This is a genomic window from Arthrobacter sp. 01T428, from assembly GCF_056398685.1.
Map to the genome: position 1 here is coordinate 55,049 of NZ_JBFTPW010000021.1, position 15,139 is coordinate 70,187.

Genomic DNA, 15,139 nt, shown 5'->3' on the forward strand with positions numbered 1-15,139 from the left:
ACCTGAGCCCGTCTGTGGCCGATACTTATTCAGGGATCACTCAGGGATATCAAAAATGGAGGACGCTTTGCCGGGCTATGTGGACATCAACCCTTATCGAAAGTCCACCCGGAAACGGTTCAAGTACGCCGGGCTGCTCGTCTTGTTGCTGGTCACAGCGGGGGTGGTCTACCTGGCGCTGTCGCGCTAGTCCTACCGCGTATCCAGATCCTCGAACACCAGGAACGTCTGCGTATCCTGCACCCCTGGCATCGACTGCAGTTGATCAAAAATGACCCTGCGCAGGTGAATATTGTCGGTGGCGCGGACCAGTAGGATGACGTCGAAATCGCCGCCTACCAGCGCAATGTGCTGCACCTCCGGAATGAGCCGAAGTTCTTCACGGAGTTCGCGCCAGGAGTGCTGCTGCACCTTGAGCGTGACGTAGGCCGATGACTTCAAGCCGGCCTTGATCGGGTCCACCAGCGCGGTGAACTTAGTGAGCACGCCTTCGCCCGTCAGTCTGGAAATTCTCGAGTACGCGTGCGCCCGGCTGATGTGGACATTTTCCGCCACCTGCGTCACCGACATACGGCCGTCCCGCGTCAGCTCGGCAATGATGTCCCTGTCCACTTGGTCAAGCGGAACCTCAGCCTGATCCGCTTCCACCTCGGCCATTGCACCTCCAATTCGTCCACAGCGTGGGCCCGTTACCCAGCTCACATTTGCAATCCGTCTTCCAGAATAGAGGTTTCAGGCAAGCTTTTCCACGATTCTGCCCAGAGCTGGATACGAAACTTCTCCAGGGAACATACTGGTGACAAATAGTGGATACAGAAGGACGGACCAATGACGATCTCCGCGGACCATGAGGCCCAGGGTCTGGCTGACGCTCGGCCGGACGACACCGAAGCCAACGACCAAGCTTCCGAAGTGCGGCGCAAGTTCGGAATCAGCGTGGAAGACTACATGCTGCCCGCCCGCCATCAGATCCAGATGGTCGATCCTTCTGGCGTGCTCAAGCCCGAAGCTGAGCAAGGTACGGAGCCCGGTCACGAATATCCTATCCCTGGCGATGCCGAACTCATGGCTGCTTACGAACAACTCGTCGTCGGGCGCCGCGTCAATGACCAGAGCTCCGCCCTCGTCCGGCAAGGCCGCATGGCGGTTTACCCGTCCAGCCACGGACAGGAGGCGTGCCAAGTAGCTGCCGCTCTGTGCCTGCGCGAAGGCGACTGGCTGTTCCCCACCTACCGAGACGCCGTAGCGGTCATGTCCCGCGGAGTCGACCCGGTCGAAACCATGACCATCTTCCGCGGCGACTGGCACGGCGGCTACGACCCCACTAAGCACAAAGTCGGTATCCAGTGCACCCCGCTGACCACCCAGCTTCTCCATGGCGTCGGAGTTGCCCATGCGGCCAAACTCCGAGGCGAAGACACCGTGGTGCTGGCAATGTGCGGCGACGGTGCCACGAGTGAAGGGGACTTCCACGAAGCCCTCAACTTCGCGGCTGTCTTCCACCTGCCCGTCATCTTCTTCGTGCAGAACAACAAATACGCCATCTCGGTACCCCTGAGCCAACAGTCCGTGGCGCCGTCGCTGGCGCACAAGGCCGTCGGCTACGGCATGGCCGGTGAACGCGTTGATGGAAACGATCTGGTCGCTTTGCTCGCCGTGCTGGACCGCGCCGTGAAATTGGCCCGCGAAGGCTCCGGCCCGCTCCTCATCGAGGCCCACACCTACCGCATGCAGGCCCACACCAACGCCGACGACGCCACCCGCTACCGCGAGGACAGCGAAGTGGCCGAATGGACCGCCAAGGACCCCATCAGCCGCATGACGTCTTATCTCACGGGCCGTGGACTCCTCGACGATGACGGTTCCTCCCGAATCGTGGCGAAGGCCGAGGCCGTTGCCGCGCAGCTTCGCGAAGGCCTGGGTGAAGACGTACCCGTAGACCCGCAAAACCTCTTCCGCTACGTCTTCTCCACACCCACTCCGCAACTGAAGGAGCAGTCCGCCCTGCTCGCCGACGAACTCGCCCGTGAGGCATCCAGCCAGAAGGAGGCAGGCAAATGAGCCCCGCCGTCACCACATCCTCTGAGGCCACCGAGCACGCCGCAACCGGTGACGTCAGCTCCGCCACCGCCAGCGCGGCAGCCAGCGCAGCTGCGGTCGCCGAAGCCTCCGGCCCGCAGACCGTCACCATGGCCAAAGCGCTCAACACCGCGATGGCGGACGCCATGGAAGCCGACTCGTCCGTTCTGGTATTCGGCGAAGACGTTGGCCGCCTGGGTGGCGTCTTCCGGATCACCGACGGCCTCATGGCCACGTTCGGAGAGCAGCGATGCTTTGACACCCCGCTGGCCGAGTCCGGCATCGTGGGCATGGCCGTGGGCATGGCAATGAATGGAATGCGTCCCGTGGTTGAGATGCAGTTCGATGCCTTCGCTTACCCGGCCTTCGAACAGATCGTCAGCCACGTCGCCAAGATGCACAACCGGACCAAGGGTGCCGTCAAGCTGCCCATGGTCATCCGCGTCCCGTATGCCGGCGGGATCGGCGGCGTGGAGCACCACTGCGACTCGTCTGAGTCCTACTACGCCCACACTGCCGGTCTGAAGGTCTTCACGCCGGCGACTGTCGCGGACGGTTACCGCATGCTCCGCGAGGCCATCGATTCCGACGATCCGGTCATGTTCATGGAACCCAAGAAGCTCTATTGGTCCAAAGACCAGGTGGACCTGGGCGCCCTGCGGGCCGAACACGCCACGAATGCTGCAACAGGATCCAGCAGCGAGGGGCGCGCCGCCGTCGCGCGTCTTGGCACCGATGCGACACTCATCGCCTACGGCCCCTCGGTCCCGACCGCACTCGCCGCCGCGGCTGCGGCCGCTGAAGAGGGCCGCTCCCTTGAAGTGATCGATGTCCGTTCGATCGTTCCCTTCGACGACGAAACCGTCTGCGCGTCGGTGCGCAAGACCGGGAGAGCTGTTGTCATTGCTGAGGCTCACGGCTTCGCCTCTGTATCCTCCGAAATCGTGGCCCGGGTGCAGGAGCGTTGCTTCCATTACCTGGCCGCGCCCATCCGCCGCGTGACCGGCTTCGACGTCCCATACCCGGCTCCGAAGCTGGAGCACTACTACTTGCCGAGCGTCGACCGCATCCTCGACGCCGTTGACGACCTTCAATGGGAGAACCGACCATGAGCGCAGAAATGCAGGTGTTCCTGCTTCCGGACCTAGGGGAAGGCCTCACCGAGGCTGAGCTCGTCAACTGGCTTGTGGCCGTGGGCGACGAAATCCGCGTGGACCAACCGATCGCTGAGGTTGAGACCGCCAAGTCCATGGTGGAGGTGCCTTCGCCGTACGCGGGCATCGTCGCGGTCCTGCACGGCGAAGCCGGCCAGACGCTCGACGTCGGGAAGCCGCTGATCTCGGTGGCTCCTGTTGGTGCTTCGGTTTCTGCTGAGCCCGAGCCTGTGGAAGAAGAGGTCTCCAAGGCACCCGCGGTCGCCGCTGCTGCCGAGACCTACCGGACCGAAGAGAAAGCCGGATCCGGGAACGTCCTCATTGGCTACGGCACATCTGGAGGTGGCGAAGCTCGCCGAACCCGGCCGCGAAAGGTGTCTGCTGGTTCTGCCGTTGCTGTGACCTCGGAGCCCGACTTTGCCGAACTCTCCTTGTCTCGCACGCGGATTCCAGGGAAGCTCTCTGCCGTGATTTCTCCATTGGTGCGGAAGATGGCCCGGGACCATGGGGTCTCGTTGGACGCCGTCCCTGGTTCGGGCGAGAGCGGGCTCATCCTGCGTCGCGACATTGAGGCTGCCATCGGAGGGGCAACGCGCGATAGCGCCCCCGTTGAGGTGCCCGCCGTTGTCCAGCCTTCCACGGGGGTTCACGATGCCCGAACCGGCTTGACCGTGGCTTCGCGCACTCCGGTCCGCGGGATACGGAAGGCTGTTGCGGCGAATATGACCCGCAGTCGGTCCGAGATCCCAGAGGCAACTGTCTGGGTGGATGTTGACGCCACCACGCTCCTTGAAATGCGTACAGAACTCAAGAAGCGCGATTCGCACGGCGCTCCAGGGCTGCTCGCGTTCATCGCCCGTTTTGTCATAGCCGGGCTAAAAAAATTCCCCGAGCTGAACACCCGGTTTGTCACGGCCGAGGATACGGCCGGCGGTGAAATGCAGGAGATCGTGGCTTTCGACGGGATCAATCTTGGCTTCGCCGCACAGACCGACCGCGGACTCGTAGTTCCGTCGATCCGCAACGCCCACCTGTTGAACGCTCGCGAACTCGATGCCGAAATCCGCCGGCTTACGGCCGTTGCACGTGACGGGAAGGCAACACCGACGGAGTTGGCTAGCGGCACCTTCACGCTGAACAACTACGGGGTGTTCGGCGTGGACGGCTCCGCCGCGATCATCAACTACCCCGAGGTAGCTATGCTAGGCGTTGGCCGCATCATCGACAAGCCTTGGGTGGTGGACGGCCAGCTTGCTGTTCGTAAGGTCACCGAGCTCACCCTCGCGTTCGATCACCGGGTTTGTGACGGGGAAACGGCTGCGGGTTTCCTTCGGTATGTTGCTGACGCGATCGAGAACCCGGGGACGGTGCTGCCGGATTTGTAAGGCAGAGCTGCTCCAATGGCGCCGGCTAGCCCTTCGGACCTTAGCAATCTGGGTGAATCGCAACCTTGAGGAAGGCCGCGGTTTGGTAAACGTACTGGTATGCCCAGGAATAAGTGGGGTTCGACGCTGAGAACAGCGGGAGACCCCTCCGGTCAGCGACCATGTGCAGGTCGCCTGTGTTGCAGCGGCCGATGAGCACCCGCGACCGGGTCACATGGAACTGTGCCGTAAGGACGTTCGCGCTTTTCCAGCCGTACTTGCTTGACAGATCCTTTAACGCCCGGGCCTCGCCTTGCGTGGTGAAAGGATCAGGGTTGAAGCAGATAATCCGGTACGGTCGGTGGGCATTACATATGGCTGCTTCGTATCTACTGTCCTTTCCGACCGGGCTTGAGACGGCAAGCGTAGGCGCGTACCCCTGCTGCATCAGTTCTTCGGCGTAGCCGATGCGTCGGTCAGGAGGTCCGAGTACGAACAACACATCTGCGTGTGCGGGTTCGTCGGCAGGCGGCACTACGTAAAGAAAAATGCCCGTGACGGCCCAGACGATCACTAGGCCACTTGTTGCAGCCAAAGCTCTGAACAGCAGCCTCCACGTCCGCTGGGGCGCGGTGGTCTCTGTGGGTGGAGTGTCAGTAAGTGTCATACCGTCCTCTAGCCAAAATTCGGATGTGGGCGGCTGCGCTGGTCCGGATCCAAGTCTACTATCTGCGTCCCCCAACATCCACGATCATGCCCTTCGTGGATGAATGCTGAGCCTGCCGAACGGCCATGGCTAAAGGCGAGATGGATTGGATGTGTACTCGAAGGTTATCTTCAGCCAACTCCCAGCGCCCTCGCGTAAAGGAATCGTTAAGATCGGGCCGAAACGTCAGATAACCTCGCTTCATCAGGCTACGTTTATCAACGTAGTCCCCCATGTCGTCCTCCGATTGTCTTGGGGTATCACCCCGTTCCAAGCCAAACGATAAGGTCTCGACATGCTAGCGATGCTCCGGGGGCTATTCACGCCAAACAGAACCTGCCGATACTGCGGGAAACGGATACCCCGCAGATTGAAGTCGGACTTTTGTTCCACTGAGTGCTGGGGGCGCTGGGAGTTTATGAAAGTCTACTGACGGAGTGGGAGAGGACTATCTCGCCTCAGTACAAGGGTAAGTTGAACCCTAAGGCCTTCAAGTCAACTTCTGGTGCAGGAGCCGACGAACCATGACAATGGTCGGGACTCCCACGAAGAGGCCGTGGCAGAGCAGGCTGGCATAAAGAGGCCCAGGCAGGCCGATTAGCCCGCTGAGGAAAATCGTCAAAGGAACATTTGCAAGCGCCATCAGACATGCGCTGATTGCCTGAACTTTGACAATGTTTGCCCCGTTCAGGAGCATGCTCAGTTGACTCATGCCGAAGGCGTAGAGATTCCACAGGGCAAAGGCAATGATAAGTCCTTGGTCAGGGACGACGCTTTTGCCTGCCCAGATTTCGATCCCGAACTGGCCGAAGAGGACCAAAGCAACTGCAGCTGTCGCGTAAAGGCTCATGGTCAGGTAAAAGGTGCGCGCAAAGGATTTCCTGACCCAAGGCATATCGCCATCAGCCAAAGCGTGCGCGGTCGAAGCCCACATTTGCTGAAGCCCACCCGAGAAGAGGGTCGTTAATCCGCTGAAGAGCTTAAGTACGACACCGAAGATGGCGGCGCCGCTGGCGCCAACAACGTAAATAACAACCAGGGTGTCCGTTTGATATGTCATAGCTCCGGCGAAAGCCAGCGCCATGAAGGGGAGTCCTCTTGCAATTAATCGACGGACAACGCTGAATTTATAGCTCGACCAGGCAGGACGGAAGCGGCCGTTTTGAGACTGCAACATCCAAAAAGTCTGGGCCGCGTTGGCGAGTACGGGAATGCACGCAAAGGAGATAACAAAAAAGACCAGACTTGCATTCAAGACGCCACATAAAATCACAGACACAAATACGCCTACCGCGCCAATTAAATTCACATAATTATTGACGAACCCTTTCTGTATTGCAAGTGCCAACCTCGAACCCAAGGTGGCAGGGATCGCAATCGCCGTAGCGGTCACAAAAATAATTAGCGCCAGCCGAACCTGTCGGACGTCCACGCCGGGAGCTTTGAATAACAAATCCGGTGAGGAAAATAGAATAGCCGGCACGGCGATCAAGAGCAAGACTAGCGAGATTCCGGTCAAGAAGACGAGGGAATTCGCGTTCAAATTTCGAATACCCTTATCATCTTTTCGAGCGTAGAGCTGGGAGAGATCAAATATTGTTGCGTTTCCTATGCCGAAGTCGAGAAATCCAAATAGTCCGACCAGGCCAACAATTGTGGTGATAACGCCATACTCGATATTTCCGACCGAACGCACCGCTATGGCCACGGACAGAAGGCCGAGGATCGTGGTACCCGCTTTCGAGCCGATACCCGTGAGGAATGCCACTTTAACGGCTTTTGTCCTCAAAAGGTCTGCGGCAAGCGCCGGACGGTTCCCGCGTCCTCCAGCTGTCGGAGATTCGTGTTCTCGACCGGTATCGTTGGGAGTGCGGTAAGTCATGATTTAAGCGACTCAAGGTAGCAATCACGAGTCTTCGAAGCAGTCTGTGACCATGAAAATAGCGACGATCGCTCTAGGCCACGCTCTCCTGAATCCCTTCGGAACTCTGCGTTGGTGGACATTTCTACCATTTTCGCGGCCAGAGATTCAGGATCGCTTGCCGGAAAGTATTCGCCTGCATTTCCGGCGACTTCTCGCAGTGCTGGAGTCTCGGATAACAGGACAGGACAACCGCTCGCCATAGCTTCAAGAGGTGGGAGCCCGAATCCTTCGTATTTCGAGGGGTATATGAGACAAATGGCTTTTTGGTACATTTCTACAAGTTCGCTGTTTTCCGGGGTAGCATGGAGAATTCGGCTTTCAAGGCCTAGTTCACTAAATCGGGAAGCTTCGCTGGGTTGAATTGATCCTCCGCCGACGAGAAGCAGGCTGGCTGTGGTTGATTTGAATATCAATGCGAAGGCTTCTAGCAATAGATCAAAGTTCTTGTAGTTTCCGCGCGGTCCGACAAACAGGAAATAGTTGGCGTGGTCGCCTTTCGTTTCGAACGATGGGTGAAATTCTTCGGAGACTCCTAGTGGCGTTACTACCACTGGAACTTTGAGATCGGGATACAGGGCCATTAGGTCGGACTTTGTCGTCTCGGAAACACATACGATTGCATCTGCTGCAAATATGTGTTCCTCTTTTCGAGCGTGTGGGTTGCCGGAAGGGAAGTATTCGGGGAACATTTCGGGAATCATGTCGTGAACAGTGACGATATGACGACTCTCCGGATGCGAGTGCCAAGGCGTGCCGAAATAGTACGTGTGATGTACAATTTCTGGTGACGGAATTCGTTTTAATTTCCTAAATTTTGAGACGGCGCGATTGGAGAATCGAAGGATTGGCGCCTTGTTTAGGCGTGCCAATGGCAGCGATGACCCCATGCCGGCCTCTTTGAGATGAGCATTCTTTGTGTAGATTGGAAATCCGGAAAGCTCGACTCCTAGATCAGCGTCCCTCGAGAATCGGACGGCTAGATTGGCGAAGTAGTTACTGATTCCGCCGCGAGCTTGGTGAGAAAAAATCTGATCGTCAAAAGTTACGCGCATTAACTCCACCCCATCTGCTGAGCTCCAAGCGACCTTCGCGGCCACGCGAATGAGCGAGACTTCCGACAAGTAGAGGAAGCATCGCTGAAGGCACCCCATGGCCCACGCTTCGAAAGACTATCTCACAGAATCGTGTCGTGGGCTGGCGGTGCGGTTGGACGCACGACTCGGTTTTGAGATCCGCGGTTGAGAAGAGTCCGCGGGCAAAGAGACGAGTGCGTGAGTATCCGACTCGTCGAATCTCTGTGATAATTTGCAGTATCTTCCGCATGCTAGGGTTCGCCCATGGAGGACACACAACTAGGCAGCGTCCGGCTTCATCGGCTCACTGGCCTACGGTTTTTTGCCGCACTGGCGGTCTTTGTCTTTCATGGGCTGCTCTTCATCAACGGTCCGGAGTCGGGCGTGGTGCACTCCATCTTCGGTCAAGGCCGGAGTGGTGTTTCGTTCTTTTTCGTCTTGAGTGGCTTCGTGCTCGCGTGGTCCTCGAAGCCCGGAGATCGGCTTTTAGGATTCTACCGTCGGCGGGCAGCGCGCATCTATCCCGTATACCTGGCGGCGTTGCTCTTCGCAGAAGTGTTGTGGCTTGTTCGGGACCCCAAGGGCCTGGCGAACGGATTGTTGACGCCGTTCCTGCTGCAAGCTTGGGTGCCGGACAAACATGTGTACTTTGCCGTTAACACTCCCGCATGGTCCCTCTCAGTAGAGGCTTTTTTCTACCTCATGTTTCCATTCACTGTCGCAGCGCTCCGCAAGTTGACCGCCAGAGGCCTCTGGGCCACCGCGGCCGTATCAACTGCGGTCCCTGTCGTTCTCGCTGCCATCGCTTCCCAATCTCTCAACTCGTCGGACCTCGATGACGGATCTTTCATGGCATGGGCTGCTTATTACTTCCCGCTAGCACGATTTCCTGAATTTATTCTCGGAGTAGTGCTTGCAATGCAGTTAAGAGCCGGGCGCATGCCTGCGATCTCATGGAAGTTCGCGGTCTTTCTCGCAGGGATGGCATACCTTGCAGCAGGGCTGTGGCCATCAGCGTATGGAATCGTGGCATTGGTGGTCGTTCCTTTCGCCATCTTAATTGTCGCAGCCGCTCAGCGAGATCTCGCTGGAACGGCTGGTTGGCTCCGAAGCCGATGGGCCGTGCAACTAGGGGCAATCTCGTATTGCTTTTACCTAGTGCATAACATCTTCATCGCCCGGCTAGCCCAACCTGGCTTCCAATCAATCGGAATCGGCGAGTGGATCGGGTTTGGCATTGCATTTGTCCTGAGCGTCGTGACTGCTTGGGGTCTTCACAAGTATGTGGAGCTTCCCATTGACCGCTTGCTCGGCCGAAGGGTCCCATCGGGCGTCCAAGAAAATACTAGGGCGGGTTAGCAGCGGGCAGCAGTGAGCGCTGCAGCCCATGCGGGATCAACCGGTCGCGCTTTCGGCCTGTATCATGGGGGAATCGTTGGCCTTACCGGGGGAACCATGGCGCAAGCATCCACAGTCACTCAAACGGCGATGGTCAAAAGCCAGGCGCGGAATCCGTTCCTGGCTACTTTTTCGGCATTAGCTCTAAGCGCGGTCGCCCCCATCCTCATCGAATATGGAACAGCGACGGATGCCTCTGATGGTAAGTACATCGGTCCTCTTCTAATTGCGATTCTGTCCGGCTGCGCGTATTCGGTCGTATTAGGGTCACGGAATCGCCAACTTTTTTCGATGACCTTTTGGCTTTTTGTGTATGTCTTCCTAGGTATTGCGCCGATGATTCAGCTCCGACTTGGGCGCGATACTGACACTGCCGGGAACATAAATCACGACTTGGATTGGTCAACCACTGCTGTGGTTCTTATAGGGTGCGCCGCATTCCTGTGTGCTTGGCTTCTCAGGACCCAGACCGTGTCGTCCGAAAGGAAGGTCGCCGACCTTAGCGGGCGAAGGGTGAACCTCTTGACACTTGGGGCTATCATGGTATCCGCCTATTATGTGTACAAGATTGGTTTCTCGAATCTGTTTATTAGCCGGCTGAGCTTGGACTACATTCGATCAGTTGCCTGGCCTGATAGGAGCACTGCTTCGCTTATCACCGGCGCGGCGCAAATGGGCCTGCTTGTCTCCGTTGTCGCGCAAATGCACATCTTGAGGACAAGATGGAATTCGGGACAGCGGGCCCCAGTCTTTCTTCCCGTCTTATCGATCATTTGCTTGTTCATCTGTGTCAATCCGATCAGTAGCCCGCGCTATGTATTCGGCACTGTTTTGCTTGCTTTTCTTGCGTCCATTGGGGCGTTCTCATCTCTTGGCAAATTTCGAGTCGGAGCAATCGCCGCTATCTTCGGTATGGTCTATCTTTTTCCGATTGCAGACATGTTTCGATCTTCGCTGACGCCGAACGCAAAGTCCCAAAATCCTTTCGAAGCAATGCTTAGTGGAGACTTTGATAGCTGGTCTCAAATTACGAATTCCGTCGAATACGTGGCAACTTACGGGCATACGTGGGGTAGTCAAATGCTTGGCGTTCTGTTCTTTTGGGTCCCGCGAAGCGTTTGGGCGGACAAGCCTATTGACACTGGGTCGCTACTGGCGGATTTCAAGCTCTATGGCTTCCGGAACCTATCCGCCCCGCTTTGGGGTGAGCTTATGGTCAATGGAGGATGGGTTGTCCTCGTGCTCGGGATGTTTCTGGTGGGAGTAGTGATCCGTCGTCTGGATCTGACCACGGAACTGTCGATGCGATCTGGCGCTCTGCCTGGAGTACTGGGGTCCATCCTCCCGTTCTATTTGTTGTTGCTGCTACGCGGTTCGCTCTTGCAATCGATGGCATACCTGTCTGTCATCCTGGTCGCGTATGTTTTTGTCAGGCGTGGTCGTGACGGAACGATCCGTGGGTCCAAGAGTGGGTTTGATGGGGCGTCGTTGACCTGACTTGCCCAGGTGAGCCTGTGAAAGCGTGGCTTCATCCATTTGGGCCGACGCCATGGATAACTAACTCCCGATTTCAGCGGACTCCCCATTGAAGCTGCTTGAGACTGTGTGTCGGGTGCCCGTCCGCATCGGGAAGCGCGAGAACGCAGGCCTCGTTGAGAGCGGTCTGGACCATCCACCAGGACGCCGTGAACGCGGCAGCTGTTTCCGAGCCGGCACGGCCCGAACGGATGACAGCATCGACGAGCTGACCCCAGAGCCAGCCGGTCGAGCGGGCATGCAGCGGGACCTGGGCACTGGTCTCAAAGAGCGGGAGCTTCTCGCACACCATTTCTTCGCACCACCAGCGGTATTTGGACAAGAGGTCCTTCACTGCGCCGGCGAAAGGAAAGTCCCGGATTCGCTGGAGATGGCCTTCCTTCCGTAGTGCCGCAACCACCACGCGCGTGGGGCAGACGGCCGAGTATCGGCCCTTCCGGCAAAGCTTCGTCGTCGGGCATTTACCCAGTCCCCATGATGGGGGCGTCTGAAATGTCAGCCCCGTGAGGTATCGGTCGTCGGACTTTGGCTGGGACCGCCCTGCTAAGTTTGCGGGCGGCGCAACCGTTTTCGCCGGCCAAATCATCTGGCTGCCGGGAGAGGCAAACGACTCGACTGCCCGGCGGAGTTCCCTCCAAAGTTCACACAGAGACCAATCGGCGACCTCACGCAAGAACAACCCGAAGAACGACGTTGTCGCCCTTCTCCCTGAGCGTCACCTCTTTGCACAGGGCCTGAAGTGTCGTCATCCCGAGACTGGGTCGGACCGGGCCTCGGAGCCGGCCCGGGGAGCTGATGGATATGTGAATGGCTCCGGTGCCAGCCGCCGTTCGTGTCGGTTGCGGCTCGTGGACAGACATCGTGACGCGGACATGGTTTCGCTCACCGTGCCGGATGGCGTTGGTGAAGCCTTCCGAGAGCACTTCGATGACTGCCTCGGCCCTGACCGGGTCCTCGTCGCACAAGTCCCACACTCCAGGGTCAATGTCGCATGCCAGCCTCAGCACGCGGCTCCAGGTACCCAGCAGGTCTTGAATACTCGACGCTGCGCTCCCCGTTTGCCCCTGCGGCTCCTCCAAGATCTCACTCTGCGCTGTAGCCATGGCACTCGTCAGGATGTCCCTGACGTCCTGCGGCGCCAGATCCTCTTCTGGGTCGTTCCCACCGGAGGCAGCCAGGGCGAGGGCGCTCGAAACGAGGTTTCCCTGGAGCTTGGTGTGCAGGATCCTGGCGACCCTCCGGCGGGTGTGGAGCAGCTTCTGGTGGGCGCGGTCGGCAAGCTTGAGTTGCTCGTTGAGCGAGCGTGCCAGCCTGACTTCATGCCGCCGTCGTCGGCGTTCGGCAGCTCGAAGAACCGCCACCGTGAGCGCCGTCAGCGGATAGGCCCAGATAGCGGCCCAGTAGAAGAACGGCGCATAGCCGAACGCGTCCTGCAGTAGGCAGGTCACCGACGCGCCAATTGCGGCCGTGCCCGCGTAGCAGAGGGCCATGGCGGAAATTCGCCACAGTGGACTGGTGATCCTCCGTACCGTCCGTGCCGTCGCTGCATTCCCGATGAGCAGGATGGCCCCGCCCGCAACCCATTGAACCAGCAGGAAGAGAACGTCGTATTCGGTCAGCAGACGCACTGAGATGAGTGATTCAAAGAGCAGCACAGGCAATGCGAGCGGTGCAGCCTGGATCAAATCCGTAAGTCGCTCGGTGCGTTCTACACGGTAAGGCGGCCGCGGAGGGGCTGTCTCAGGCGGCAACGGTGTGTGGTCGTGGAAGAGACGGTGGCTCATCGGGCGGACGACGTCATCGGAGATCGTACGCAGCAGGCGTGAGGCCTCGGCTCTGTCGAGGGCTGTCACCATCCGGGCAGAGAGGACTGTGTCAAGACGCCCGGACAGTTCGGTGACATAGTCGGAACGGATCGAGCGCAGACGGTTCTCATCGAATCCGAGCTGCGCTTCGATCGCAGCCTGAGCAGCGCGGAGCCGGCGTTCGAGTACGGCATGCCCGCGGATGGAGTCCGTCAGCATCGCGATCGCCGAGAGGAAGACCAGGGCCGCCCCGATGTTGATGAGGACGCGCGCCCAGAGATCTTCACTGAGGTCGGCGATATTCAGGGCCTGCGCGGACCAAGCCACGAGGAGAGGGCGGCAGGCGCCCAGGAACGCGAAGGTGCCGAACGCCGTCGTAATTCTGCCCTTGAGGCTCCGCCGTGCCGTGATTAAGGGGCGAAGAAGTATCCCCAAAAGTCCGAGCATGACGTGCACGAGAAACACGACCGCAGTGCCGGAACCTTCCACAGCCAGCGTGACCGATCCCGTCCCAGCGAGCGTGACCGATCCGGCGAACATATTCATGACCGTCAGCGCCAAAGGCAAGGTCAGAAGCCACGACCAGAAGCTCAGGGCATTGCTACCGCCGATACCCCGGGCCCAGAGCGCAGGGGAGCGGCCGCTCATTTATCGCTATCGGCAGGGGCCGGCAACCCAAACGCGCGCGCGTACAGCGTTGCCGCGGCAACCCGCGGATTGACGCCCGGATTTCGGTTCAGGCCAAGGGCCTCGAACGTGCGCGAGACGACCTTCTCCACCGAGCGCATGCTGCTTCCCCGTTGTTTGGCGATTTCAGCGTTCGACCAGCCCTCCGCGATCATGCGCAGGATATCCAGCTGTACACGGGTCAGGGCGCCGATCTTCGCTGCGTCCGACGCCACAGGGGGAGTCACGGTGACGGGAAGCTCCACGAGGGCCGAGTTGACCGCACTGATGAGGGCGTCCACGGAGTCAAGGGACGACTTGTTGACGAAGGTTGACCCCGCCGGCAACTCGGAAAAGGGAGCTTCCGACGGATAGTTGGTGAGGAAAACGATGGCGCACCCGGGGGAGAGCGATTTCGCGACGTGCGCCAGTTCGACGCCGTTGGGCCGGGTTCCCAGATCGATGTCAGTCACAAGAACATCGGGATCGACGGCGGCGAACATCGACAGCGCCTCGGACGCCGACGCGCAGTCATGCACTTCGAAGTCCGCGCCCCTCAAGGCATCGGCGACCAGCCCCCGCATGAATGGCTGATCTTCGACAACCAGTACCCGCCGAACCCACCCCATAGCCCCCATGGTTGAAGGGTATCCGAGCACACCGAGTGATTCACCGGCAGCAGCCAGTTGTTACGGCTCAGGACAGATCACGACGGCGGCGCTTGCGTCGCGTTTCGCGACGCCGCCTGCCGTAGTGCTTGCCTCAGGCTTCGGCCTCAGTGGCGGAGGGCGATCGTCACAACGAAGATTGTGGCGGCGCCCAAAATAGCCAATCCAACGTAGGACAGCTTCCGCTGAAACCTTCTCCGACGCTCGCGCCGTTCATCCCTGGCCAGATATCCCGTGCTGTAGTTCCCCATGCCGCGAGGATAGCCCCGGTGAATTTGCCCTCACCTCCAGGGGTTCGGTTATTGCGACCGGTTTGGCTGCCCGCCTACTCCGGGGTAGCGCGGCTGACCACTCAATTTCGCAGCGATCACCACTCAAATTCGCAGGGATTACCACTCAAATTCGAGCAAACGGCCACCTATCGGTCCTTTTCGACGATAGCGTTCGTTGTGGGTTAGCCGCCCCCGGAGTGGGGTAGCCGCCCCCGGATGGTGCGCCCGATGCGTCAGCCCCCTGAGATACCGGGCGTGAGACTTTGCTTTCGGAGCAGCCAAGTCTGTGGCCGGCCAAACCGACTGGCCGGCCACACCATTCGACAGGATGGACTACCGGTTACTGGACGGATTCAACCGGTCGTCGCAACACCGGGTTGTTGAACTGATCGTAGCTGTTCCTCGAGCGCTTCGGCGGGCGTCTTCCAGCCGAGTGCTTTACGTGGCCTGGTGTTGAGGGTGTGCGCGATCGCTGCGAGGTCATCGCTACTCCA

General features: G+C 59.1%; 13 protein-coding genes and 1 pseudogene. 6 read left to right on the forward strand and 8 right to left on the reverse strand.

The features are described 5' to 3' along the window. Positions 1 to 55 precede the first annotated feature (55 nt). Positions 56 to 190 (forward strand): hypothetical protein, encoded by a 135-nt coding sequence (locus AC1DJB_RS19220; protein ID WP_476910722.1) that lies wholly within the window; start codon positions 56 to 58, stop codon positions 188 to 190. Between the two features lie 2 nt (positions 191 to 192). Here AC1DJB_RS19220 and AC1DJB_RS19225 read toward each other — a convergent pair whose 3' ends face one another. Beyond that, positions 193 to 657, reverse strand: coding sequence for an Lrp/AsnC family transcriptional regulator (locus AC1DJB_RS19225; RefSeq protein ID WP_234748882.1), 465 nt, complete (start codon positions 655 to 657; stop codon positions 193 to 195). A 171-nt stretch (positions 658 to 828) separates the two neighbouring features. Here AC1DJB_RS19225 and AC1DJB_RS19230 point away from each other — a divergent pair, with 171 nt between their 5' ends. The 3 genes from AC1DJB_RS19230 to AC1DJB_RS19240 are packed head-to-tail and all read left to right on the forward strand — an operon-like array spanning position 829 to position 4,618. Continuing rightward, positions 829 to 2,061 (forward strand): thiamine pyrophosphate-dependent dehydrogenase E1 component subunit alpha, encoded by a 1,233-nt coding sequence (locus AC1DJB_RS19230; protein ID WP_476910723.1) that lies wholly within the window; start codon positions 829 to 831, stop codon positions 2,059 to 2,061. Continuing rightward, positions 2,058 to 3,191 (forward strand): alpha-ketoacid dehydrogenase subunit beta, encoded by a 1,134-nt coding sequence (locus AC1DJB_RS19235; RefSeq protein ID WP_476910724.1) that lies wholly within the window; start codon positions 2,058 to 2,060, stop codon positions 3,189 to 3,191. The genes AC1DJB_RS19230 and AC1DJB_RS19235 overlap by 4 nt, the downstream gene beginning before the upstream one ends. Then, a complete protein-coding gene (locus tag AC1DJB_RS19240) occupies positions 3,188 to 4,618 on the forward strand; it encodes a dihydrolipoamide acetyltransferase family protein (protein WP_476910725.1) in 1,431 nt (476 codons plus the stop codon). The genes AC1DJB_RS19235 and AC1DJB_RS19240 overlap by 4 nt, the downstream gene beginning before the upstream one ends. A gap of 40 nt (positions 4,619 to 4,658) precedes the next feature. On the opposite strand, the gene AC1DJB_RS19245 is transcribed toward AC1DJB_RS19240, so the two are convergent. The 3 genes from AC1DJB_RS19245 to AC1DJB_RS19255 all read right to left on the reverse strand — a co-directional run bounded on the left by AC1DJB_RS19245 (position 4,659) and on the right by AC1DJB_RS19255 (position 8,324). Next, positions 4,659 to 5,264 (reverse strand): YdcF family protein, encoded by a 606-nt coding sequence (locus AC1DJB_RS19245; RefSeq protein WP_476910726.1) that lies wholly within the window; start codon positions 5,262 to 5,264, stop codon positions 4,659 to 4,661. 529 nt (positions 5,265 to 5,793) lie between these two features. Then, positions 5,794 to 7,185: a lipopolysaccharide biosynthesis protein gene (locus tag AC1DJB_RS19250; RefSeq protein ID WP_476910727.1), complete on the reverse strand. Its 1,392-nt coding sequence runs from the start codon at positions 7,183 to 7,185 to the stop codon at positions 5,794 to 5,796. After that, a complete protein-coding gene (locus AC1DJB_RS19255) occupies positions 7,182 to 8,324 on the reverse strand; it encodes a glycosyltransferase family 4 protein (RefSeq protein ID WP_476910728.1) in 1,143 nt (380 codons plus the stop codon). The genes AC1DJB_RS19250 and AC1DJB_RS19255 overlap by 4 nt, the downstream gene beginning before the upstream one ends. Positions 8,325 to 8,564: 240 nt before the next feature. Between AC1DJB_RS19255 and AC1DJB_RS19260 the strand changes: the two genes are divergently transcribed. Together AC1DJB_RS19260 and AC1DJB_RS19265 are read left to right on the forward strand one after the other, a co-directional pair. Next, on the forward strand, positions 8,565 to 9,659 hold the full coding sequence (locus AC1DJB_RS19260; protein WP_476910729.1) for an acyltransferase family protein: 1,095 nt from the start codon (positions 8,565 to 8,567) through the stop codon (positions 9,657 to 9,659). 12 nt (positions 9,660 to 9,671) lie between these two features. Continuing rightward, positions 9,672 to 11,195: a hypothetical protein gene (locus AC1DJB_RS19265; RefSeq protein ID WP_476910730.1), complete on the forward strand. Its 1,524-nt coding sequence runs from the start codon at positions 9,672 to 9,674 to the stop codon at positions 11,193 to 11,195. A gap of 73 nt (positions 11,196 to 11,268) precedes the next feature. Here the strand turns inward: AC1DJB_RS19265 and AC1DJB_RS19270 are convergent, their stop codons facing one another. The 4 genes and pseudogenes from AC1DJB_RS19270 to AC1DJB_RS19285 all read right to left on the reverse strand — a co-directional run. Then, the gene (locus AC1DJB_RS19270) at positions 11,269 to 11,556 is read right to left on the reverse strand and encodes a hypothetical protein (protein WP_476910731.1); all 288 of its coding nucleotides are present in this window, start codon (positions 11,554 to 11,556) and stop codon (positions 11,269 to 11,271) included. A gap of 343 nt (positions 11,557 to 11,899) precedes the next feature. Continuing rightward, entirely contained in the window at positions 11,900 to 13,687 is a 1,788-nt protein-coding gene (locus AC1DJB_RS19275; RefSeq protein ID WP_476910732.1) for a hypothetical protein, read from the reverse strand. Beyond that, positions 13,684 to 14,343, reverse strand: coding sequence for a response regulator (locus AC1DJB_RS19280; protein WP_476910733.1), 660 nt, complete (start codon positions 14,341 to 14,343; stop codon positions 13,684 to 13,686). The genes AC1DJB_RS19275 and AC1DJB_RS19280 overlap by 4 nt, the downstream gene beginning before the upstream one ends. A gap of 655 nt (positions 14,344 to 14,998) precedes the next feature. Further along, positions 14,999 to 15,139: pseudogene (locus tag AC1DJB_RS19285) on the reverse strand (IS30 family transposase); the annotation flags it as partial.

Excerpts from the sequence above, each read along its gene's own strand:
- AC1DJB_RS19250 (WP_476910727.1), bottom strand. The coding sequence starts at position 7,185 with ATGACTTACCGCACTCCCAACGATACCGGTCGAGAACACGAATCTCCG.
- AC1DJB_RS19225 (WP_234748882.1), bottom strand. The coding sequence starts at position 657 with ATGGCCGAGGTGGAAGCGGATCAGGCTGAGGTTCCGCTTGACCAAGTG.
- AC1DJB_RS19240 (WP_476910725.1), top strand. The coding sequence starts at position 3,188 with ATGAGCGCAGAAATGCAGGTGTTCCTGCTTCCGGACCTAGGGGAAGGC.
- AC1DJB_RS19235 (WP_476910724.1), top strand. The coding sequence starts at position 2,058 with ATGAGCCCCGCCGTCACCACATCCTCTGAGGCCACCGAGCACGCCGCA.
- AC1DJB_RS19260 (WP_476910729.1), top strand. The coding sequence starts at position 8,565 with ATGGAGGACACACAACTAGGCAGCGTCCGGCTTCATCGGCTCACTGGC.
- AC1DJB_RS19245 (WP_476910726.1), bottom strand. The coding sequence starts at position 5,264 with ATGACACTTACTGACACTCCACCCACAGAGACCACCGCGCCCCAGCGG.
- AC1DJB_RS19275 (WP_476910732.1), bottom strand. The coding sequence starts at position 13,687 with ATGAGCGGCCGCTCCCCTGCGCTCTGGGCCCGGGGTATCGGCGGTAGC.
- AC1DJB_RS19220 (WP_476910722.1), top strand. The coding sequence starts at position 56 with ATGGAGGACGCTTTGCCGGGCTATGTGGACATCAACCCTTATCGAAAG.
- AC1DJB_RS19230 (WP_476910723.1), top strand. The coding sequence starts at position 829 with ATGACGATCTCCGCGGACCATGAGGCCCAGGGTCTGGCTGACGCTCGG.
- AC1DJB_RS19280 (WP_476910733.1), bottom strand. The coding sequence starts at position 14,343 with ATGGGGGCTATGGGGTGGGTTCGGCGGGTACTGGTTGTCGAAGATCAG.